General features: G+C 65.9%; 21 protein-coding genes and 1 pseudogene. 13 read left to right on the top strand and 9 right to left on the bottom strand.

Features of this window, described 5'->3' with window-relative positions; all coding sequences use genetic code 11:
• Window positions 1-251, top strand: a pseudogene (locus tag ACS8Y6_RS02900) (aldehyde dehydrogenase (NADP(+))); the annotation flags it as partial.
• 431 nt (window positions 252-682) lie between these two features.
• Here ACS8Y6_RS02900 and ACS8Y6_RS02895 read toward each other — a convergent pair.
• On the bottom strand, window positions 683-2,137 hold the full coding sequence (locus ACS8Y6_RS02895) for a carbohydrate porin (RefSeq protein ID WP_440854931.1): 1,455 nt from the start codon (window positions 2,135-2,137) through the stop codon (window positions 683-685).
• Window positions 2,138-2,408: 271 nt separating this feature from the next.
• On the opposite strand from ACS8Y6_RS02895, the gene hemE reads away from it, so the two are divergent.
• Genes hemE through ACS8Y6_RS02880 form a run of 3 tightly spaced genes read left to right on the top strand, consistent with a single transcriptional unit; the run spans window position 2,409 to window position 5,138 of the window.
• The gene (gene hemE / locus ACS8Y6_RS02890; protein WP_440854930.1) at window positions 2,409-3,452 is read left to right on the top strand and encodes a uroporphyrinogen decarboxylase; all 1,044 of its coding nucleotides are present in this window, start codon (window positions 2,409-2,411) and stop codon (window positions 3,450-3,452) included.
• Entirely contained in the window at window positions 3,452-4,396 is a 945-nt protein-coding gene (locus tag ACS8Y6_RS02885; RefSeq protein ID WP_440851016.1) for an acyltransferase, read from the top strand. The genes hemE and ACS8Y6_RS02885 overlap by 1 nt, the downstream gene beginning before the upstream one ends.
• The gene (locus ACS8Y6_RS02880; RefSeq protein ID WP_440851015.1) at window positions 4,389-5,138 is read left to right on the top strand and encodes an SDR family NAD(P)-dependent oxidoreductase; all 750 of its coding nucleotides are present in this window, start codon (window positions 4,389-4,391) and stop codon (window positions 5,136-5,138) included. The genes ACS8Y6_RS02885 and ACS8Y6_RS02880 overlap by 8 nt, the downstream gene beginning before the upstream one ends.
• Here the strand turns inward: ACS8Y6_RS02880 and ACS8Y6_RS02875 are convergent.
• The 4 genes from ACS8Y6_RS02875 to ACS8Y6_RS02860 are packed head-to-tail and all read right to left on the bottom strand — an operon-like array spanning window position 5,102 to window position 9,705.
• Window positions 5,102-6,460 carry an MFS transporter gene (locus ACS8Y6_RS02875; RefSeq protein ID WP_440851014.1) on the bottom strand — a complete coding sequence of 453 codons (1,359 nt, stop codon included), beginning with the start codon at window positions 6,458-6,460 and terminating at the stop codon, window positions 5,102-5,104. The two genes, ACS8Y6_RS02880 and ACS8Y6_RS02875, sit on opposite strands and share 37 nt — an antisense overlap.
• On the bottom strand, window positions 6,457-7,677 hold the full coding sequence (locus ACS8Y6_RS02870) for a class I SAM-dependent methyltransferase (RefSeq protein ID WP_440854929.1): 1,221 nt from the start codon (window positions 7,675-7,677) through the stop codon (window positions 6,457-6,459). Before ACS8Y6_RS02870 ends, ACS8Y6_RS02875 begins: the two co-directional genes overlap by 4 nt.
• Before the next feature lie 10 nt (window positions 7,678-7,687).
• Window positions 7,688-8,452, bottom strand: a complete 765-nt coding sequence (locus ACS8Y6_RS02865) for a DUF1365 domain-containing protein (RefSeq protein WP_440851012.1) — start codon at window positions 8,450-8,452, stop codon at window positions 7,688-7,690.
• A complete protein-coding gene (locus ACS8Y6_RS02860; protein ID WP_440854928.1) occupies window positions 8,449-9,705 on the bottom strand; it encodes an NAD(P)/FAD-dependent oxidoreductase in 1,257 nt (418 codons plus the stop codon). The genes ACS8Y6_RS02865 and ACS8Y6_RS02860 overlap by 4 nt, the downstream gene beginning before the upstream one ends.
• 237 nt (window positions 9,706-9,942) lie before the next feature.
• Between ACS8Y6_RS02860 and ACS8Y6_RS02855 the strand changes: the two genes are divergently transcribed.
• Window positions 9,943-10,917, top strand: a complete 975-nt coding sequence (locus ACS8Y6_RS02855; protein ID WP_440851010.1) for a malate dehydrogenase — start codon at window positions 9,943-9,945, stop codon at window positions 10,915-10,917.
• 172 nt (window positions 10,918-11,089) lie between these two features.
• Window positions 11,090-11,941, top strand: coding sequence for a DUF547 domain-containing protein (locus ACS8Y6_RS02850; RefSeq protein WP_440851009.1), 852 nt, complete (start codon window positions 11,090-11,092; stop codon window positions 11,939-11,941).
• Between the two features lie 5 nt (window positions 11,942-11,946).
• Here the strand turns inward: ACS8Y6_RS02850 and ACS8Y6_RS02845 are convergent, their stop codons facing one another.
• Window positions 11,947-12,699, bottom strand: coding sequence for an anti-sigma factor (locus ACS8Y6_RS02845; RefSeq protein WP_440851008.1), 753 nt, complete (start codon window positions 12,697-12,699; stop codon window positions 11,947-11,949).
• On the bottom strand, window positions 12,696-13,262 hold the full coding sequence (locus ACS8Y6_RS02840) for a sigma-70 family RNA polymerase sigma factor (RefSeq protein WP_440851007.1): 567 nt from the start codon (window positions 13,260-13,262) through the stop codon (window positions 12,696-12,698). The genes ACS8Y6_RS02845 and ACS8Y6_RS02840 overlap by 4 nt, the downstream gene beginning before the upstream one ends.
• A gap of 358 nt (window positions 13,263-13,620) precedes the next feature.
• On the opposite strand from ACS8Y6_RS02840, the gene hemB reads away from it, so the two are divergent.
• The 6 genes from hemB (at window position 13,621) to ACS8Y6_RS02810 (ending at window position 18,516) form a co-directional block, all read left to right on the top strand.
• Window positions 13,621-14,622: a porphobilinogen synthase gene (hemB, locus tag ACS8Y6_RS02835; protein ID WP_440854927.1), complete on the top strand. Its 1,002-nt coding sequence runs from the start codon at window positions 13,621-13,623 to the stop codon at window positions 14,620-14,622.
• Between the two features lie 7 nt (window positions 14,623-14,629).
• Window positions 14,630-15,709 carry a lipopolysaccharide heptosyltransferase II gene (waaF, locus tag ACS8Y6_RS02830; protein WP_440854926.1) on the top strand — a complete coding sequence of 360 codons (1,080 nt, stop codon included), beginning with the start codon at window positions 14,630-14,632 and terminating at the stop codon, window positions 15,707-15,709.
• 65 nt (window positions 15,710-15,774) lie between these two features.
• The gene (gene aroE, locus ACS8Y6_RS02825; protein ID WP_440851004.1) at window positions 15,775-16,614 is read left to right on the top strand and encodes a shikimate dehydrogenase; all 840 of its coding nucleotides are present in this window, start codon (window positions 15,775-15,777) and stop codon (window positions 16,612-16,614) included.
• Between the two features lie 20 nt (window positions 16,615-16,634).
• Window positions 16,635-17,120 carry a manganese-binding transcriptional regulator MntR gene (gene mntR / locus ACS8Y6_RS02820; protein ID WP_440851003.1) on the top strand — a complete coding sequence of 162 codons (486 nt, stop codon included), beginning with the start codon at window positions 16,635-16,637 and terminating at the stop codon, window positions 17,118-17,120.
• Window positions 17,121-17,172: 52 nt separating this feature from the next.
• On the top strand, window positions 17,173-17,826 hold the full coding sequence (gene nfi / locus ACS8Y6_RS02815) for a deoxyribonuclease V (RefSeq protein ID WP_440851020.1): 654 nt from the start codon (window positions 17,173-17,175) through the stop codon (window positions 17,824-17,826).
• A 120-nt stretch (window positions 17,827-17,946) separates the two neighbouring features.
• Window positions 17,947-18,516, top strand: a complete 570-nt coding sequence (locus ACS8Y6_RS02810) for a hypothetical protein (RefSeq protein ID WP_440851002.1) — start codon at window positions 17,947-17,949, stop codon at window positions 18,514-18,516.
• Between the two features lie 56 nt (window positions 18,517-18,572).
• On the opposite strand, the gene ACS8Y6_RS02805 is transcribed toward ACS8Y6_RS02810, so the two are convergent.
• The gene (locus tag ACS8Y6_RS02805; RefSeq protein WP_440851001.1) at window positions 18,573-19,244 is read right to left on the bottom strand and encodes a glutathione S-transferase; all 672 of its coding nucleotides are present in this window, start codon (window positions 19,242-19,244) and stop codon (window positions 18,573-18,575) included.
• A gap of 57 nt (window positions 19,245-19,301) precedes the next feature.
• The gene (locus ACS8Y6_RS02800; RefSeq protein ID WP_440851000.1) at window positions 19,302-19,583 is read right to left on the bottom strand and encodes a DUF3634 family protein; all 282 of its coding nucleotides are present in this window, start codon (window positions 19,581-19,583) and stop codon (window positions 19,302-19,304) included.
• A gap of 38 nt (window positions 19,584-19,621) precedes the next feature.
• Here ACS8Y6_RS02800 and ACS8Y6_RS02795 point away from each other — a divergent pair, with 38 nt between their 5' ends.
• Window positions 19,622-20,038 (top strand): RNA-binding S4 domain-containing protein, encoded by a 417-nt coding sequence (locus ACS8Y6_RS02795; protein WP_440850999.1) that lies wholly within the window; start codon window positions 19,622-19,624, stop codon window positions 20,036-20,038.
• Window positions 20,039-20,120 lie beyond the last annotated feature (82 nt).

The following is a 20,120-nucleotide window of genomic DNA, read 5'->3' as shown; positions in this document are numbered from 1 at the left end:
CCGGGCGGGTGTTGTTCAACGGCTTCCCGACCGGGGTGGCGGTCAACGATGCGATGGTCCACGGCGGACCGTATCCGGCGACCACCGATTTCCACAGCACGTCGGTGGGCACGCTGGCGATCAATCGCTATCTGCGCGCCGTGTGTTACCAGAACGCGCCCGCAGCGGTCCTGCCCAAGGCGCTGGCCGATGACAATCCGCTGGGTATCCGGCGCCTGGTCAACGGCGCTATGACGACTGCCAGCTTGTAGGTCGCTCAGGACAAGTCCGCAGCAAAAAGAGCCGGCATCTCGCCGGCTCTTTTTTCTTGTTGGCCCTGAATGAATCATCCGGCACGCCCGGACCTGTCAAGGCGACCTGCGCAGGTTGGCGTTATTGCCAACATCGCGATCCTGCGGGGCATGTCGCGCAGGCCTTGATGATTCCGAGGCCTGCACCACCGGCCACTCGCCGCGGCCATTGGCCGCGAAGCCTTTGAAAATAAAGTACGGACAGGCGCCGACTTTTATCTTTGAAGGCGATGAAAACAGCTGATGAACTCAGCTGTTTTGATGCCGGATTAATAATCAACCCGACAAATCATCTATTTCCGTCACGGGTTAGTCACAGGCTCAGGCGCCCTTCAAATGACGACGGCCCGCGACCGGACAATCGATCGCGGGCCTCTTTTTTCTGAACCCGGTTACAGCTTGATCTTGGTCTCGAGACCGAAGGTCCAATTGTCCGGAATATGGTGGTAAACGAACGCACCCGGGTTGTGCAGGTATTGCACGTTCGGCCGAATCCGCAACCACGGCGTGGCCTGCAGGCCATAACCGACTTCCATCGCCTCGACTCCGTCCGGCAAAGCATGGAAATTCGCCATTCCAGGCAGCGGATTGCTCTGCTGTGCTCGCAGGGCTTCTTCGGCCCCCACTTTGCGGTGATTCACCCCTTCACGGAAATAGCCCAGCGAGATGAAATCATGCGGTCGCGCGGCCAGCGGTCCCTTCACGATCACGCCGGCGACCTCGGTGTTCGAGAACACCGCCGTATTGGTATCAGAGACACCAGCGCCGCCGAAGACTTCCAGGCCGCGCGTAGACGTGCCATCGAAGCTGAGCAGCATCTGGCTGGCCAATACGTAGCCGCCATAGCGACTGCTGTGGGTTTGAGCCGAATGCACCACGTCAGGCGCATTCGACGTGTCGTAATAGCCCCCGATCTTGTAACGGCCCGGCAACGTACCGCTGTCGAAATCGGTCTTGTAGCTGAATTCGACCGGGATGATGGCGCCGGTCGCGCCCTGGAAGTCCATCTTGAAGCCGTGATTGGACGTGCCATAGGTCGGGTTGACCTCGAACACGCCGATTTCGGCATAGGCATGGTCCGAGATATTCCACTGCAGTCGCCCACCCCACTGCCCGGTCGGATAGTCGTTCCAGCCGCTGGATGACGGCAGGTTCTTGAGATGGCCGCAGGCGGTTCCACTCTGAAACTTGCACAGCGGTGCGAAATGGGCGAATTCGTTGCCGAGCGGATAGAACCCGATCTGGGTCTCGAGCGCGCCACCGGCCAGAACCTGGCTGTAGCTCAGCTCGACCATCCGAAAATTCTCACCCGCCCCATAGGCTTCCTGCACCGAGGTATGACGCCCCCCGATGGATTCACCCGCCAGATCGTGGCCTTGTCGATAGTTGAGTTGCAGGTGAAAACTCGCGCCCCGCCAGCCGGCCAGTTTCGCCATATCAAAACCGGCACCGAAACTGACCTGCTGGGCATAGGCGTCGTCACCGCCCCCGCTCATGCCACCGGACAAAGTGCGCGCGTATTCACCGTCGTAGCCGGCATGCAAATCGACGCCTTCGTGCTTCAAACGGCTACGCACGCCACCCCAGTCGCCGGTCATAGTAGAGCGGATCATGAAGCTGTTCTGCTGTTTTTTGGCTTGGCGTGAATATGGCGCGGCTTGCTGCGCCATGACCGGCATCGCCCACACCAATGCCAGCGCTGCCATGCAGCCCGCAATGAGCGGTCCCTGTCTCTCAGGGCTTTTGAAGCGGTACCCGCCCCGACTACGGATCTCCCTTGTTCCCATGACTCCTCCACTAGGTTTATCTTCAACACACACATACTCATCGTATGTCTTTTTAAACATGTCATATCACTTGTCAGAAATGACATAGACTTTAGTGGTGAAAGGCCCGAACAATCGCGGTTTTCCATTGTTTGAAAATGGATTGGTTGTAATATATCTCGAACGTTTCAGAATCGACCGCCGTTGGTTTTCGTTCTCTGCTGTGGTTTATGCCCCCCCATGAGCCGCCAGCCCGTTCGCCGCCAGCCATAAAGCGCGCAGCGCACGCTATCCCCGAACCTGCGGCAGTCGGTAGAATCCGGGCATCACTTACCGGCCGCCGACGCTACCCATGTCCCACGATCGTTTGCTACGGGCCCTCAGGCGCGAGCCGGTGGACGCCACGCCGGTATGGCTGATGCGTCAGGCCGGGCGGTATCTGCCCGAATACCGCAAGCTGCGCGAGAAGGCCGGCAGCTTTCTCGATCTGTGTCAGAACCCCGAGTTGGCCTGCGAGGTCACGCTGCAGCCGCTGCGCCGCTTCGATCTGGACGGCGCGATCCTGTTCTCCGACATCCTCACGGTCCCCGAGGCAATGGGGCTGGGCCTGCATTTCGTGGCCGGCGAAGGGCCGCATTTCGCCCATCCGGTCCGCACGCCCGCCGCCATCGACCGGCTCGTGATCCCGGACATCGAGGATGAACTCGGTTATGTCCCGGCCGCGATCAAACTCATCCGGCGCGAACTGGACGGCAAGACGCCGCTGATCGGCTTCGCGGGCAGCCCGTGGACGCTGGCGACGTACATGGTCGAGGGCGGCCCGTCCAAGAATTACGAACATATCAAGGCGCTGATGTACAACGCGCCGGACGCCCTGCATCGCCTGCTGGATGTGCTGGCGCTCTCGACCGTTGCCTACCTCAACGCCCAGATCGCGGCCGGCGCCCAGGCCGTGCAGATCTTCGACACCTGGGGCGGCGTGCTGTCGCCGGCGAACTACCGGGCGTTCTCGCTGGCCTATATGGCGCAGATCGTGGCCGGGCTCGAACCGGGACCCGATGGCCACGTGCCGACGATACTGTTCACCAAGGGCGGCGGCCCATGGCTGGAGCACATCGCCGCCAGCGGTGCATCGGCGATCGGGCTGGACTGGACCATCGACATCGACGACGCGGCAGCGCGCGTGGGCGATCGCGTCGCGCTACAGGGCAATGCCGATCCGGCGATCCTGTTCGCGGAACCCGAGCGCATACGCACGGAAGTGCGCGATATCCTCGATCGTTTCGGCGACCGTCCGGGGCATGTTTTCAACCTCGGCCATGGCGTCACACCGCAGGTCGACCCGGCGCATGTGGGCGCGCTGGTCGACGCGGTACACGAGTTCTCGACGCGTTAATGGCTGCGCTGGCTGGACCCGTGCGGGGTATCGCAATCATCGTCGGTCTGATCGGGCTGACGATTCTCGGCGGCGTTCCGCTCGTGCCGGCCAGTATCGTCAAGCTCGCGCTGCCGCCCGGGCGTGCCCGCGATCGCGCCACGGATGTCGTACTCGGCATCGCCAAGACCTGGGCGCGCGGATCGAACGGGCTCATCTTCGGCATCAGCGGCACGCGCCTGCGCTACCAGCAGCAGATGGCCGACGATCCGGGCGGCCGCTATGTGCTGATCTCCAATCATCAGTGCTGGGCCGATGTCATGCTGCTGATCCGGGCGATCGATCCCCAACTGCCGTTTCCACGTTTTTTCATCAAGGAGCAGCTGCGCTGGCTGCCGGTGATCGGACTGGCCTGCTGGGCGCTGGATTTTCCGTTCATGAAGCGCCACAGCCGCGCCGCGATCGAGCGCAACCCCGAACTGCGCAACGAAGACATGCACGCGGTGCGGCGCGCCTGTGAGGTCTTTCGGCGGCAGCCGGTCTCCCTGGTCAACTACGCCGAGGGCACGCGCTCCACGCCGGCCAAACGGGCGGCAGCGAACTCGCCGTATCGCACCCTGCTGCCACCCAAGGCCGGGGGCACGGCCTTTGCCGTCAATGCCATGCGTGACGTGCTCGACGGCATTCTCGACATGACGGTCGCCTACATCGATACGCCCGAGCCGAAGTTCTGGGATGTGCTGTGCGGCCGGATTCCCGAGGTGGCGGTACGCGTGCGCTATCTCGCGGTCCCGCCCGAACTCGCCGACGGCGACTACGGCGCCGACCCGGAATACCGCGACCGCTTCAAGACCTGGCTGGGCGAACTCTGGGCCGCGAAGGACGCCGAGGTGGCCGCCATCCAGGACCCCGAAAATCCGCAGCGCGCCTTCCACGATCTCGCCACCGGAGACCGTCATGCCTGAACGTATCGCCTGGATCACCGGCGCCAGCTCTGGCATCGGCGAGGCACTGGCCATCGAGCTTGTCGATCACGGCTGGCGGGTGGCGATCTCGGCGCGCCGCGCCGATGCATTGGCCGCCGTGGCCAACCAACGCCCCGAGGCGATCACCGCCTATCCCCTGGACGTCACCGACGCCGCGGCCTGCGCGGACACGGCGCGGCGCATCACCACCGAACTCGGCCCGATCGATCTGGCCGTGTTCAATGCCGGCATCGGTGCGAACTTCGATGTGCGCCACTTCGATGCCGAGGACGTGAATCGGCGCATGACCGTGAATTACGGTGGCACGGTCAACGGCATCGGCGCCGTACTGCCGGCCATGCAGGCGCGCGGTGCCGGCCGCATCGCCATGACCGCGAGCGTGGCGGGTTATCGCGGCTTGCCGGGCGCGGCCCCCTATGCCGCGTCCAAGGCGGCCATGATCGCGCTGGCCGAAAGCCTGCACCTGGACCTGGCCGGCTCCGGCGTGGCCGTGAGCGTGATCTGCCCGGGCTATGTCACCACGCCACTGACCGCCGACAACAAGCAGCCGATGCCGTTCGTGATCGGCGCCGCGGATGCGGCCCGACGCATCCGCCAGGGCCTGGAGGCCGGCCGCTTCGAGATTGCGTTCCCGCGCCGGCTGGTCTGGTTGTTGAAGACTTTCCAGCGCCTGCCCTACGCGGCCTATTTCCCGATCATCCGCCGGGTCACCGGCGCCTGATTGGCCTGTCGGCCGATAGTACGCTGCAGTTCGGCATGGCGCGCGCGATCCAGCGGAAAATCCCACATCAGCACGATGACGCCGATCTTGATCACCACCGGCAATAGCCCGTAAAGCGCGGCCAGCGTCCAGAGCGCGGTCGCGTCGTTGGGCTGGCCGGCAGCGAAGCCCACCAGCCACAGCGCCGGATAGGCGATGCCGAGGGCCACCGCAAAAGCGAGCTTGGTCGCCATGCCCCAGAGCCCGAAATACAGCCCGGCGCGGCCATCGCCGCCGGCGGCCGTATCCTCGTCGATCACATCGGCCTGGATCGAGGCGGCGGTGGCCTGGTCCACACCGAGACAGGAGCCGCCGAGAACGCAGATCAGGGTGTAGACCACATAACTGTAGGTGTTGGCGGACAACGTGATCGTGAACAGGAACACCCCGGCAACGAACGCCATCGAGGCACACCACAGCCGATGCTTGGACCAGTGGCGCCCGATCCAGAACCAGGCCGGCAGGCCGGCCACGGCGGACAGAAAGTAGATGGCGAGGAAAATCCCGGCCGTCGCCTGGCTGGCACCGAGCACCGACTGCACGAAAAACAGAAACAACGCGGCCGGCAACCCGTTGGCCGCGCCGTTGAACAGATAGGCGATGACCAGGCGCCGGAATGGCCGGTTCGCCGCCAGCAGCCGCGCGCTATCCGACCAGGGTACGTTGGAAGCCGCCCCGCCCGGCTCCGGCACCCGCCAGAGAAACAGACCCACCGCCACCGGCAGCGCAACCAGCAGGAAGATCGCGATCGCCTCCAGCCCCGCGGCCGCGCCCCCGGCCAGTTGCCCCACCCCGGCCGGCAACACGATCGCGACCATCGTGCCCAGCACGAAAAACCCCTCGCGCCAGGCCGTGATGCGCGTGCGCTCATCGTAGTCGGCCGAAAGTTCGGCGCCCATCGTGGTGTACGGCAGATAAATGAGGGTCCAGCCCAAATAGGCCGCCATACTCCAGACCAACAGATAGGCGCCCCCGGCATGCCCGCCCGGCACGAACAGGAACCAGGCCGCCAGCATGAGGAGCGGCGTGCCAACCAGGATATACGGCCGGCGCCGGCCGAAGCGCGCTGGCGTACGGTCCGACGCGGTGCCGATCACCGGGTCGGTGAACACATCGAACAGGCGCGCGGCGAAGATGAGGATACCGACGAGGCCGGTGTTGAGCCCGGGCAACTGCGCATAGAACGGCGGCAAAAAGACCGTCAGCGGCAGGCCGAGTGCGGCCAGCGGCAGACCCAGACCTCCATACGGCGCCAGACGCGAGACGGGATAGCGGCGGCTCATCGAGGCCGCTGGAAACCGATCTGCATCAAGTCGATATTGCCGGAGGTGAAACCCGCGGCGCAGTAGGCCAGATAATAGCGCCACATGCGATAAAACGCTTCGCCGCGCCCGGCCCGGATCTCGGCGCCCGCGGCGACCACGGCCCGGTCCCAGCGCAGGAGCGTGCGGGCGTAGTGGCGGCCATGGAAATCGCGGCTCTGCTCGACCAGCCCTGCCGCCCCGGCGCGCTCGGCGAAGATCGCCGGCGAGGCCAGCATGCCCCCGGGGAAAATGTATTCCTGGATGAAATCCACGTTCTTGCGGTAATAGTCGAAACGTCCGTCTTCGATCGTGATCGCCTGGATGGCGGCGCGGCCGCCCGGTTGGAGCGCATCGTGGATGGCCTTGAAATAGCCCGGCCAGTAGGCCTCGCCCACGGCCTCGTACATCTCGATCGAAACCACGTGGTCGTAACGGCCCACCACATCGCGATAGTCACATAGATGAAAATCGATGCGATCGGCCAGACCGGCGGCGTCGGCCTGTTCGCGCGCGAAACGCAGCTGCTCTGCCGACAGCGTGATACCGGTCACCCGCACGCCGCGGGTGGCCGCGGCATGGCGCGCGAAGCCGCCCCAGCCACAGCCGATCTCGAGAATATGATCGCCCGGCTCGGGCGCGAGGCGATTGAGCAACGCGTCGTACTTGCGTCGCTGGGCGGCCGCCAGCGGTTCGTCGGGGTAAGCGAACAGCGCCGATGAATAAGTCCAGGTTTCGTCCAGCCAGTGGGCGTAGAACTCATTGCCGAGATCGTAATGATAGGCAATATTGCGCCGCGAGCCCGACCGGCTGTTGGCGTTGAGCCGATGACGAATCCCCGAAGCCAGCGAGTACAGCCACTGCAGGCGCGAGAAATCCGGCTCCAGTGCCGCCGTGTTGAGATGCAACAGATAAATCAGCGCCGGCAGATCATCGCAGTCCCACTCGCCGGCCATATAGCCCTCGGCAAAGCCGATCGAGCCGGCCCTGAACAACCGCGTGACCATGCGCGGCGAATGGATATGCAGCGTGGCCGTTGGCCCCGGGCGCTCGCCCTCGAAGCACGCCGCGCCGCCGCTGGGCAGCCGCACATCCAGACGGCCGCAGACCAGGCGATCGAGCCGATTGACCACGGCGCGCTCGCGCCAGCCCACGGGGCGACCGTATGCCACGGTCGCGCGGTACGAAGTCGAATTCATGTTGTCGTTCTTACGATCGGTTCGGTCGTCGCGGCTCGGGCCGGGTATGGAACCGCGCCCCACGCCACCAGAGCTTGAGCGCCTGCCAATGGATTGCCGCCGTGACCTTGAGTGTCATCAGAGGTACGCGGCAGGCGGCGATTGCGATGCTGCGCGTGGACAATGGCTGTCGCCGACCCGACACCGCCGTGGCAATGCGCAGCCCCCCGGCCTCGTCGTACAGCCGGATGCCCAGCCCCACGCGCGCACCCGGCGCCATGACGTGAAAGCGATACGTGCCGCTGCGATCGAAGAACGGCGAGACATGGAATTGCTTGGCCTTGTCGCGCGCCGCCCGCCAGTCCATCGGCCGGCCGTCGTCGTGCAGCACATAGACATGATGCTCACCGAAGGTGTTGTGCACCTCGGCGACGAGCGCGCGCAGCGTGCCGTCCGCATGCTCGGCGTAATACAGGCTGATCGGATTGAAGCCGTAGCCGAGCACGCGCGGCATGGCGAGCAGCCGCACGCGCCCCCCGGCGAGCGTTACGCCGTGCTCGGCGAGCACGCCGTCGAGCCAGGCGCGCACATCGCTGCCGTCGTGCGGACCGTGGTCGGCATCGTAAAACGACAACAGATTGAAACGATTGCGCGATATCAGCGGCGAGCCCGCACAGGCCGCGTCGATCGCGTCGATATCCAGCAACACGAAGAACGCCCGATACATGAACCGGTAGCGCGGCGGCCCCGGCCGCCGGTGCATGATCCGGCAGCGATACAGTGCCGGCGCGCTCACCCCGGCCACGGCGCCCGGGCGCCCAACGCCCCGGCCACGCGGGTCGCCGCGGCCAGGCCGTCCTCGTGGAAGCCATAGCCACACCAGGCGCCGGCATGCCATACACCGCCGTTGCCCTGGATTTCGTGCAACCGCTTCTGGGCCGCCAGCGCGGCGCGATCGAACACCGGGTGCGAATAGCCGATATCGGCGATCACCCGGGCGGGGTCCGGCTCGGCCAGCGGATTGAGGCTGACGAAATACTCGCGCGGGCCGCGGATCGACTGCAGCCGGTTCATCCAGTAGGTCACCGCCACGCGCTGGTCGGAAATCACGGCCCGGTCGGCCTGATAGTTCCAGGACGACCACACACGCCGGCGTTTGGGCATCAGGCTGGCGTCGCTGTGCAGCACCGCACGGTTGGGCTGGAACGAGAACGAACCGAGCAGCGCGCGTTCCAGCGGCTCGGCATCGACCAGCAGCCGCGTGGTCGTGTCGGCATGACAGGCGAAAATGACCTGGTCGAAATGCAGCGTGCGCCCGCGTTCGGTGATCACCGTCACGCCGTCGACCTGGCGTCGGACGCGCTGGATCGGCGTGGCACAACGCACCCGGTCGCCGAGCACGGCGGCCACCGCGTGCACGTAGGCATGACTGCCGCCGGCGACCGTATGCCACTGCGGCCGGTCCCGGACATCGAGCAGGCCATGGTTGTCGAAGAAGTGCAGGAACGCCGCCAGCGGGAATCGACGGATCTCCGCAGTGGGTGTGGACCAGATCGCGGCGGCCATCGGCAACAGATAGCGCGCCGCGAACGCTTCGCTGAAGCGGTGGTGGTCGAGGAATTCACCCAGCGCCATATCCGGCACGCGGTCGGCGGCCAGCATGCGCTTGGCGCGGCGGTTGAAACGCAGGATATCGACGATCATCCGCCAGTGCGCGGGATCGCGCGCCAGTCCGGGTTGCGCGAACAACTTGGCCGGGCTGTCGCCGGCCCATTCGATCGCCCCGTTGCCGATCGAGACTCCGAACGACATGTCGCTGGGCTGGGTGGGCACACCGAGCTCGTCGAGAAAACGATTGAAACTGGGGTAATTGCGATCGTTGGCAACAATGAAGCCGGTATCGACCGGCTGGGCGCCATCCATGATCGTGCAGACATGACCACCGAGCTTGTCGGCGCCCTCGAACAGGGTCACCTCGGCGGTGTCGCGCAGCAGCCACGCCGCGCCCATACCCGCTATGCCCCCGCCGATAATTGCGATTGTCTGCATCCACTGCGTTCCGAACGTTGAATTGTGCTTATAGTGCCACGAGCCGATGCGGGCCGGCGTCGAGCGCTTCTTCCTTGGACGGTATTTTGGGTTTGGGCTATGCTCTGTCGCGCATTATTGGCAAGGCGCAGCCCGTTCCCGGGCCCCTCGGCTTGCCGTTCATGACATCGGCCGGCCCCGCGATGCCGGGCCCGCTGATTGGTACACACGAACACGTCGTTCAACCAAGGAGCCGCCATGAAAGATCCCGTACGCGTAGCCGTAACCGGGGGCGCCGGCCAGATCAGCTATTCACTGATCTTTCGCATCGCCACCGGCGAGATGCTCGGACACGACCAGCCGATCATCCTGCAGCTGCTGGAAATTCCGCCGGCCATGGATGCGCTCAAGGGCGTGATTATGGAACTCAACGACTGCGCCTTCCCGCTGGTCACCGAAATCCACGGCACCGACAAGCCGGAAGAAGCCTTCGCCGGCGTGGACTATGCACTGCTGGTGGGCTCGCGGCCGCGCGGCAAGGGCATGGAACGTTCGGATCTGCTCAAGGCCAACGGCGATATCTTTTCGGTGCAGGGCAAGGCCCTGAACGATCATGCCTCGAAGGACGTCAAGGTGCTGGTGGTCGGCAACCCGGCCAACACCAACGCGCTGATCGCCGCCAACAATGCGCCGGATCTGGACAATAATCAGTTCACGGCGATGATGCGGCTGGACCACAACCGGTCATTGTCCCAGTTGGCCCAGAAGACCGGCAGCCTGGTCACGGACATCGAGGGCATGATGGTGTGGGGCAACCACAGCTCCACCCAGTTCCCGGACCTGTCGCATGCCACGGTCAAGGGCAAGCCCGCGCTCGATCTGGTCGACCAGGCCTGGTACGAGAATGACTTCATCCCGACCGTGCAGAAGCGCGGCGCGGCGATCATTGAAGCGCGTGGTGCGTCCAGTGCCGCCTCGGCGGCCAGCGCGGCAATCGATCACATGCGCAACTGGGTGGCCGGCACCGACGGCCAGATCGTGAGCATGGGCATTCCGGCTGATGGCAGCTACGGCATCGAGCCGGGCATCATGTATTCGTTCCCGGTGACCTGCGCCAACGGCGAGTTCAAGATCGTCCAGGATCTGGCGATCAACGATTTCGCCCGCCAGCGCATGCAGGCTACCGAGGACGAGTTGCGCAGCGAGCGCGAAGCGGTCGCGCATCTGCTGTAGCGCCGAGCCCGCCCGATAGTTGACGAAGCCGGCCTCGTGCCGGCTTTTTTTATTTTCCATATCAAAACCTTGGCACTCGGGGCATGCGATTTGTAAGGCGTCGCCCGCGCGGCTAACCTGAGTGGCCACCGGTGCGCGCCCCGCACACCGCCCGAAACAACCGGAGACGTTCATGCGCCGCCTAGTCTGGATTCTTACGCTCGGCCTCGGCCTCGTCAGCGCTGCCGCACAGGCCCAGTCCGAATCGAAGGCCAAACTGTGGGCCCGCTGGCAAGCCCACGACAGCCAATCGACGGCCACGATCGACAACGGCGCCTATGACGCGTTTCTGAAGAAGTACGTGGTGGTTCACCGGGACGGGCCGAACGGCGTGCGCTACGGCGATGTCTCCAGCGCCGATCGGCACAAGCTCGAGCACTACATCCAAACCCTGGAAAACGTCGATATCGACCACTACAACCGCCACGTCCAGCGCGCTTACTGGCTCAATCTGTACAACGCGGAGACCATCGACCTGATCCTCCAGCACTACCCGATCAAGTCGGTCCGTGACATCGGCAGCCTGCTGCACCACGGCCCGTGGCAGAAGAAAGTGCTCAAGGTGGCGGGCCAGAAGCTGACGCTCAACGACATCAGCCGTCGCATCCTCCGCCCGATATGGACCGACGGACTGACGCTCTATGGCCTGAGCTGTGGCGCGATATCCTGTGCCAGCCTGCGCCAGACCGCCTACACCGGCAGCAACGTGTACGCGGCGCTTTACGAGAACGCGGAGGACTATGTCAATTCACCCGAGGGCGTGCGCTTCGATCACGACGGCGGGCTGAAGATCTCGAAAATCTACGACTGGTACAAGGCCGACTTCGGCGGCGACAAGCGCGGCGTGATCAACCACATTCGCCGATATGCCGCGCCGCAGCTCTCCGTACATCTGGAAGCCGACCGGCACATCGCCGGCTACGACTTCGACTGGTCACTGAATTCCGAAGCCAACGTCACGGCCAAGCCAGCCCACGACCATTGATCCCGTCAGCCCGTGCGATGCGCCAGCGGCGAGACCCACATCAGCTTGCCGCCCGGCGTGGTCGTGCCCGCGCGTGAGGTGTCCTCCATTGACACCATGATCTCGCTGTGATCGCCGAGTGCGTCGGCCACCCGGGGTGACAGCGTCATGGTGTAATGGCCGCGGGTGTGCGGCAATCGGCCCACCAGGTGCGGCCGGCCATTGGCTGCCTTGATCCACATGCGCAGCATCTTGCCCGAAGGCACACTGAAATCGCCCATGGCCTGCACGGACAGCTTGCGGCCATTGTCGGAGGACGTGACCAGCCAGCTCATGCCGGTCGGCTTGTCATAGATGACACTGGCGTACTTCGGTGCGCTCTCGCTGCCGCCGTGCCAGACCGGCAGTTGGTAGACCGACAGACCGGCCAGCGCGAGTGCGGCCACCGACGCGGCCAGCGCCAGACGCCTCCAGCGACGTACAACGCGGCTATCGTTGGCCGCGGCGGCGGGCGCAACACCCGTGCGCGCCGCGGCTGGGCCCCGGCGGGACAGGCCGGTGGCCCGCTCTACCCGGGCCCAGACCTCGGCGGGCGGTGCGACCGGGTCGAGATCGAGACCCAGCTGCGCCAGGCGATCCTCCCAGAAGGCGAGGCGCGCGCGGGCCGCGGCATCGTCCACCAGGCGCTGCTGGAAGGCTCGGGCATGTTCAGGCTCCAGCGTGCCGAGCACATACTCGGCCGCCATCAGATCCAGCTCGTCGTGTTGGGGCGTCGTCATGCCGCACCCCCCGCCAGACAATCGCGCAGACGCAGCAGGCCGCGTCGAATCCAGCTCTTGACCGTGCCCAGCGGCGCGTCCATGCGCTCGGCAAGCTCCTGATGCGTCAGCCCCTCATAGTAGGCGAGGAGCACGCTTTCGCGCTGCTCGTCGGACAACTGGCCCAGACAGGCGTTGATCGCAGCCAGTGACTGCTGATTTTCGTTTTCCTGTGCGGGGGACAAGCTCTGTTCATCCTCCAGAAGCGTGGCGACCCGGTCCGGCTCTTCCGGCATGGCGACTTCGGGGCGTCGCCGCCGCAGCATGTCCAGCGCACGATAGCGCGCGATCGACAACAGCCAGGTCAAGGGCGCGCCACGCTCCGGCGCGTAGGTATCGGCTTTCTGCCAGATGCGCACGTACGCATCCTGCAAAGCATCCTGTGCCCGTTCCGGGCTGCGTAGAATACGCAGCAACAGCGCATAGAGTTGCGGCGAGGTCGCCGTATACAGGCGTTTGAACGCCTGCTCGTCGCCACGCGCCGTCGCCGCGAGCCATTCGGCCAGCTGTTCGCGCTCAGCCATCCTGCCGCCCTGCACCCGCCAGGCGCAGTGTAACCAAATATCGGGTTGCCATCGCCTACCACGATCCCCCATCGATGGAGCCAGTCTGACGGCTTATGCCGCACAACTCAATTGTGACCGTCTCGCCGCACAATGGCCACTGAGGGCCGTCCCCTGCGGCGCCGGACTGAGCACGTGACCGAGCGGCCGTCGCGCCGAGGCGCGCGGCGCGCCGGCCCGTGCGGCGCGATCCCCGGTATCGCGCCTGTTTTCCCGCCCTGCGCCGGCCCGATCGACCCCGTCCGGGTTGATCCGAGTTGAATCGCCGTGCGCCCGGTTCTATCGTCGGCGCCAACTTTGCACGCCTCGAGGCTCCGTCATGCCGCATACCTTCCCCGGTTCCTTCCCCGCGACCCGCCTGCGCCGTGGGCGTGCCCGCGACTTCACCCGCCGCCTGGCGCGCGAAAACCACCTGTCGGTCGACGATCTGATCTATCCGGTATTCGTCACCGAGGGCGAGGCGGTGGACGTCGCTGCCATGCCGGGCGTACGCCGTCATACCCTCGACGGGCTGCTGCGCGAGGCGGGCGAGGCCGCGGAGCTGGGTATTGCGGCGATGGTGTTGTTCCCGGTCATCGATCCGGCGAAGAAAACCCCGGATGCGGCCGAGGCAGCCAACCCCGACGGGCTGATCCCCCAGGCCATTCGCGCCATCAAGACGGAATTCCCGCAGCTCGGGGTGATGACCGATGTCGCACTCGACCCGTACACCAGTCACGGCCAGGACGGCGTGATCGACGACGACGGCTATGTGATCAACGATCCGACCATCGGCATCCTGGTCGAGCAGATGCGTGCGCACGCCGAGGCCGGCGTGGACATCGTCTCGCCGTCCGACATGATGGATGGCCGCATCGCCGCCATGCGCACCGCGCTCGAAGCCGATGGCCACATCAACACGGTCATCATGTCGTATGCGGCCAAATTCGCCTCGGCCTACTACAACCCGTTCCGTGAGGCACTCGGCTCGGCCGCCAGCCTCGGCAAGGCCGACAAGCGCACCTACCAGATCGACCCCGCCAATACCGACGAGGCCCTGCGCGAGGTGGCGCTGGATCTCGCCGAGGGCGCGGACATGGTCATGGTCAAACCGGGCATGCCGTACCTGGACATCATTCATCGCGTGAAGGACACCTTCGGCGTACCAACCTTCGCCTACCATGTCTCCGGCGAATACGCGATGCTCAAGGCCGCCATCAACAACGGCTGGCTGGACGAGCGCGCCGCCGTGCTGGAATGCCTGATGGGCTTCAAGCGCGCCGGCTGCGACGGCGTACTCACTTATTTCGCCAAGGATGCCGCACGCTGGCTGGACGACTGAAACCCCGATGCCCCCGCAGCCCGAGCGCATTCTGGTCGTCGGCCCGGCCTGGATCGGCGACATGGTGATGGCGCAGAGCCTGTTCATGGCGCTGCGCGCGCGGCTGCCCGCGGCGACCATCGACGTGCTCGCGCCCGCGGCAACCGCCCGGCTCGTCGCGCGCATGCCCGAAGTGGACGACGCCGTGATCATGAACATCGCACACGGCAAGCTCGCCTGGTCCCGGCGGCGCACGGCGGCGCGGGAACTGCGCGAGCGCGGCTACCACCAGGCCATCGTCCCCCAGCGCAGCGCCAAGGCCGCACTGGTGCCCTGGCTGGCCGGGATTGCCCTGCGCACCGGCTATCGCGGCGAACTGCGTCCGGGCCTGATCAACGACCTGCGTACCCTCGACAAGACGCGCTATCCACTCAAGGCCCAGCACTACGCCCTGCTGGGTACCGCGTGCGAAGGCGACGCGCTCGGCCCGATGCACTGGCCGCGTCTGAGCGTTGATGCCGCACGCCAGGACGCATTGATCGCCGCGCTGGGCCTCGACCTGGCCCGGCCGGCGGTCGGCTTCGCGCCGGGCGCGGCCTACGGCGGCGCCAAGGCCTGGCCGACACGGCACTATGCCGCGCTGGCCGCGCGTCTGGATGCGGCCGGCCAGGCCTGCTGGATCTTCGGCAGCGCCGCCGATCGCGAGGTGGCCGCCGCGATCGCCGCAGCCGCCCCGAAACACGGCGTGAACCTGGCCGAGCGCACGCGCCTGGTCGATATCGTCGATCTGGCTGCGCTCACCACCCAGTTCGTCGGCAACGATACCGGCGTCATGCATCTGGCCTCGGCCGCCGCGCCCAGCGTGATTGGCCTGTACGGCTCGACCGACCCCGACTATGCCCCACCGCTGGCGCCCGCCTCCCAGCGTCTGTGGCGCGGCATGGAGTGCTCGCCGTGTCGCCGGCGCCAGTGCCCGCTCGGCCATCACGCCTGCATGGAAGACCTGCCGGTACGCGATGTCTTCACCGCTTGTACCGATCCGGGCGCAGCCACCATCGCCTCGCTGCACGCGATCGCGCATTACCGCGCCTGCGGCGACGCCGCCTGAACGTTTGCGCCCGTCGGACGGCTTGGTCACGATAAGCGCCCCTATCCGCCGCGAGCGTTCGTTTCATGTCACCAGCCCCTGATCGCTATGCCGTCATCGGCCACCCGGTCGAACACAGCCGGTCGCCGGACATCCATCGCCTGTTCGCCGAACAGTGCGCGCAGACCATGGACTACACCCGGCTGCCGGCCCCCATCGACGGCTTCGAACGGGTCGCGGGCGAATTCTTCGCCGCCGGCGGCGCCGGGCTGAACGTCACCCTGCCGTTCAAAACGGCCGCCGCCGAACTGGCGGACCGGTTGACCGAACGCGCCCGCCGGGCCGGCGCGGTGAATACGCTGATGGCCAGCGCCGAGGGGCTGGTGGGCGACAACACCGACGGCGCCGGCCTGGTCGCCGATCTGGTCGACAACCTGGGCGTGGCGATCGCGGGACGCCGCCTGCTGATTCTCGGTGCCGGCGGCGCGGTGCGCGGCGTGGTGCCGAATCTGCTGGCGGCCGGCGCGGCCCGCATCACGATCGCCAATCGCAGTGCCGACAAGGCGCGCGCGATCGCCGATGCCTGCGCGGACATGGGCGCGGTGTCGGCCTGTGCGCTCGACGCGGCCCCCGCCGATGCCGACCTGGTGATCAACGCCATTTCCGCCGGCCTGACCGAGGGTCGGATGCCGGTGATCGACGCGCGCGTGCTGGCCCGCGCCGGCGCGGTCTACGATCTGATCTATGCCGATGCGCCCACGCCGTTCCTGCGCTGGGCGGCCGAACACGGCGTGACGGCCGGGCGCGACGGTTTCGGCATGCTGGTGGAGCAGGCGGCCGAATCGTTCGCGCTCTGGCGCGGCATCCGGCCGGCGACCGTACCGGTTATCGCAGCGCTGCGCGGCGCCACACGCCGGCCCGGCTGAACCGCTATAATGACGCGATTATGAACGCACGGTCCTCGGCCCAAGAGCTCGATCACGTCCTGCGCGACGATACCTCGGGCGAACTGCTCGACCCGCAGATCCATGCGCGGCAATACAGCACCGTGCGCAAGGCGCACGAAACCGAGCTGATCGAGGACTACGTCGAACTGATCGCCGACCTGATCGACGCCAAGGGCGAAGCACGTGCGGTCGAACTGGCCCAGCGCATGGGCGTGACCCAGGCCACGGTCGGCAAGATGATCCGGCGGATGACGGAAGCCGGGCTGGTCACCAGCCAGCCCTATCGCTCGATCTTTCTCACCGAAGCCGGCCACGATATGGCGCGCGTGTCGCGCGAGCGGCATATCGTGGTGCTGCGGTTTCTGCGCGCGCTGGGCGTGTCCGAAGACACGGCGCGCCAGGACGCCGAGGGCGTGGAGCATCACATCTCGGACGAAACCATGGAGATCATGCGCCGATTCGCGGATCACCGTGAGCCCGGCTGAGCCGCCGGCCCCGACCGTCCGCCAGACCGAGACCGCGGACGGCCGCCGGCGGATCGAGCATGACTGGCCGCGCGAGGCACGCGCCGGGCGCGCCATTCAGGATGCGATCGCCCCATATGTGGACACCCGTAATTCGCTGCCGCGCGATATACAGACCGTGGCCGGCGTGGATATCGGCTTCGAGGATCGCGGCGCCACCACGCGCGCCGCAGTGGTGGTGCTCGATGCGGCCGACCTGGGCGTGGTCGCGCAGGCGCTGGTGCGCCGCCCGACCCGCATGCCCTACATTCCGGGCCTGTTGTCGTTCCGCGAGATCCCGGCCGCACTCGATGCGCTGGAACAACTCTCGATCCTGCCGGACCTGCTGATGGTGGACGGCCACGGCATCGCCCACCCCAGGCGGCTGGGTGTGGCCACCCATCTGGGCCTGGTCAGCGGCCTGCCGACCATCGGCGTGGCCAAGAAACGCCTCACCGGCACCCACGACGCCGTGCCCGAACAACGCCTGGCCTGGACCGCGCTCACCGATGGTGATGAAACCATTGGCGCCGTGCTGCGCTCGCGGGTCGGCGTTAAGCCGATCTTCACATCGCCCGGGCATCGTATTGATCTCGGCACGGCGATCGAGTGGACAGCACGAACGCTGACGCGTTATCGCCTGCCGGAGACGACGCGGGCCGCCGATCGGCTTGCTTCCCGTCGTTGACGACGCGCGCGAGTACCGCCCAGACCGGCTCGCCGCAAATTTTTGGCCGTTTTAATGCAACTGTTATGCTTTTGCGCGGTCACAGCCGATTCGGTCAATTCCATACCTACAGGTTTTTCTATGATCAAACGTGTTTGCATCCTCGGCGCACTGGCAATTGCCGCGCTGTCGTTCACCGGCATGGCGGTCGCCGCGGATAGTGGCAGCCAGAGCAACAGCGGCCAGAACAAGACCCAGCAGCTGATGAAGACGTACCGCTCGGACGCCCAGCAGCTCAAGCAGATCCACGACAAGACCATCAAGAACAACCCGCAACTGGCCAAGGAACAGCAGCAGTTCCAGAGCCAGGTCAAGGGCGCCATCAAAAAGCAGGGCTACGACATCAAGTCGGGCCAGAAGCGCATGCAGTCGATGGCCAAGAAGCTGCAGTCCGGCAAGCTGAATGACAAGCAGCGCAAGCAGGTCATGCAGAACTTCCAGAACGAGCGTCAGAAGATGGTCAAGGCGCGCAATGCGGCGCTGTCGCAGCCGGATATCAAGAAATCGGGCCAGAAGCTCGAAAACGACACCATCGCGGCCATGAAGAAGCAGAACCCGAAGACGCCTCAGCTCATCTCCGAGATGAAGAGCGTGCGCGGCAAGCTTCAGCAGCAGCAGCGGTCGTCGGCCGGTTCCAACAACGGCGGCTAAGTCGACTGGCCAACGCCCGTCAAAGCCCGGCCCGGCCAAGGCCGGGCTTTTTTGGTTCAGTAATGCGCAAAAGCGTACGGCCCGCCCCGTTCCAGGGCCCGCTGGTAGGCCGGCCGGGCATGAATGCGTTCGACAAACTCGCGCAGCTTCGGGCACCGTTCGCCGATGCCGCCGCGCGCCACGCCAGCCTCGATGGGAAAGCTCAGCATGATATCGGCGGCGCCGAAGCGCTCGCCCACGAACCACTCATGACTGCGCAATTCGTTTTCCAGATAATCGAAATGCAGCAGCCGCTGCGGCCGGATGAACTGCTTTTTGACCTGTCCGCAGATCGCGCGAGCGAACGGCCGTGCCGGCAGGGGCGTGTTTTTCTCGACGGTGTCGAAGACCCATTGCAATAGCAGCGGCGGCATCAGCGATCCCTCGGCGTAATGCAACCAGTACCGATAGCGCAGGTGGTCCTCGCTGTCCGGCGCCGGCGCGAGCTGACCGCCGCCGTGCTCGCGTACGATGTAGTCGATGATCAGGCCGGTCTCGGCCACGGCGCGGCGCCCGTCCGTGATCACCGGCGCTTTGCCGAGCGGGTGAACACGCTTGAGCGCATCGGGGGCGAGCTGCGTTTTCGGGTCACGCGCGTAACGTTCGACCTGATACGCGATCTCCAGCTCTTCGAGCAGCCAGAGCACACGCTGCGAACGCGAATCTTCGAGATGGTGAACCGTGATCATGGCCGGCTTTGATGATGACAATGATGACCTCGACCATAACCCGACGCGGCGACCTCGTCAGCCGACGGCGCGGCTTCCGCCGCCGGGCCCCGGGCCGGCCGGCGGCTGCCAGACATTGCGGATCGCCTGCCGTCCGCGCTCGGGGAACCCACCACCGAAACGCAGTCTTGCCGAGGCCCCGCGGCCCCTGCATTCGATCGTGCCGCGATCGATACCGTGCAACCGCACGATATCGGCCACCGCGGCAACGAAACCGGCGGGCGGTCGCCCGATGCGGGTGGTCACACGGCCACCCGGTTCAACGGCGAGTCGGTAATTGATGCGAAATCGGTCGAGCACGTCTTGGCCTCAGGGTCATGGCCTGTCAAAGTCTCGACATGAGCCAAGCATCACGCAAGTCTGAATCGTCCGCCGGACCCGCGGTACGGGTCGACAAGTGGCTGTGGGCGGCGCGGTTCTTCAAGACCCGCAGCCTGGCCTCGACCGCGGTCAAGGGCGGGAAGATCGAGGTCAACGGCCACAAGGCCAAGCCCAGCGCGACGCTCCGCCCCGGGCATCGATTGCGGGTGACCAAGGGCGAGGTGGTCTTCGAAGTCGAGGTCGCCGACGTGTCGGACAAGCGCGGCCCGGCGAACCAGGCCGAGGCCCTGTACACCGAAACCGAAGCCAGCCGCGAACGCCGCGCCGAGCGCGCCGCCGAGCGTCGGGCGGCGCGTATTTCCATGCCGCGCCCCACCGCCCGCCCGGACAAGAAACAACGCCGCGAGCTGCGGCGCTTCAAGCACGGCGATTGAGGCCCGGCGCAGGCCGGGCCGCCGGGAAACCGTGGCGCCCGATTGCCAGGCGGCCTGCCCGATCCGTCGGTCGCGGTAGCGC

Origin of the sequence: Salinisphaera sp. RV14 (genome assembly GCF_052044135.1) — a bacterium.
Taxonomy (GTDB): domain Bacteria; phylum Pseudomonadota; class Gammaproteobacteria; order Nevskiales; family Salinisphaeraceae; genus Salinisphaera.
The sequence above is the reverse complement of the archived record's forward strand: the minus strand, read 5'-3'. Positions and strand labels throughout refer to the sequence as shown.

Coding starts and splice junctions, on each gene's coding strand:
- ACS8Y6_RS02895 (WP_440854931.1), bottom strand. CDS start 2,137: ATGTTTAAAAAGACATACGATGAGTATGTGTGTGTTGAAGATAAACCT.
- hemE (WP_440854930.1), top strand. CDS start 2,409: ATGTCCCACGATCGTTTGCTACGGGCCCTCAGGCGCGAGCCGGTGGAC.
- ACS8Y6_RS02885 (WP_440851016.1), top strand. CDS start 3,452: ATGGCTGCGCTGGCTGGACCCGTGCGGGGTATCGCAATCATCGTCGGT.
- ACS8Y6_RS02880 (WP_440851015.1), top strand. CDS start 4,389: ATGCCTGAACGTATCGCCTGGATCACCGGCGCCAGCTCTGGCATCGGC.
- ACS8Y6_RS02875 (WP_440851014.1), bottom strand. CDS start 6,460: ATGAGCCGCCGCTATCCCGTCTCGCGTCTGGCGCCGTATGGAGGTCTG.
- ACS8Y6_RS02870 (WP_440854929.1), bottom strand. CDS start 7,677: ATGAATTCGACTTCGTACCGCGCGACCGTGGCATACGGTCGCCCCGTG.
- ACS8Y6_RS02860 (WP_440854928.1), bottom strand. CDS start 9,705: ATGCAGACAATCGCAATTATCGGCGGGGGCATAGCGGGTATGGGCGCG.
- ACS8Y6_RS02855 (WP_440851010.1), top strand. CDS start 9,943: ATGAAAGATCCCGTACGCGTAGCCGTAACCGGGGGCGCCGGCCAGATC.
- ACS8Y6_RS02850 (WP_440851009.1), top strand. CDS start 11,090: ATGCGCCGCCTAGTCTGGATTCTTACGCTCGGCCTCGGCCTCGTCAGC.
- ACS8Y6_RS02845 (WP_440851008.1), bottom strand. CDS start 12,699: ATGACGACGCCCCAACACGACGAGCTGGATCTGATGGCGGCCGAGTAT.
- ACS8Y6_RS02840 (WP_440851007.1), bottom strand. CDS start 13,262: ATGGCTGAGCGCGAACAGCTGGCCGAATGGCTCGCGGCGACGGCGCGT.
- hemB (WP_440854927.1), top strand. CDS start 13,621: ATGCCGCATACCTTCCCCGGTTCCTTCCCCGCGACCCGCCTGCGCCGT.
- waaF (WP_440854926.1), top strand. CDS start 14,630: ATGCCCCCGCAGCCCGAGCGCATTCTGGTCGTCGGCCCGGCCTGGATC.
- aroE (WP_440851004.1), top strand. CDS start 15,775: ATGTCACCAGCCCCTGATCGCTATGCCGTCATCGGCCACCCGGTCGAA.
- mntR (WP_440851003.1), top strand. CDS start 16,635: ATGAACGCACGGTCCTCGGCCCAAGAGCTCGATCACGTCCTGCGCGAC.
- ACS8Y6_RS02810 (WP_440851002.1), top strand. CDS start 17,947: ATGATCAAACGTGTTTGCATCCTCGGCGCACTGGCAATTGCCGCGCTG.
- ACS8Y6_RS02805 (WP_440851001.1), bottom strand. CDS start 19,244: ATGATCACGGTTCACCATCTCGAAGATTCGCGTTCGCAGCGTGTGCTC.
- ACS8Y6_RS02795 (WP_440850999.1), top strand. CDS start 19,622: ATGAGCCAAGCATCACGCAAGTCTGAATCGTCCGCCGGACCCGCGGTA.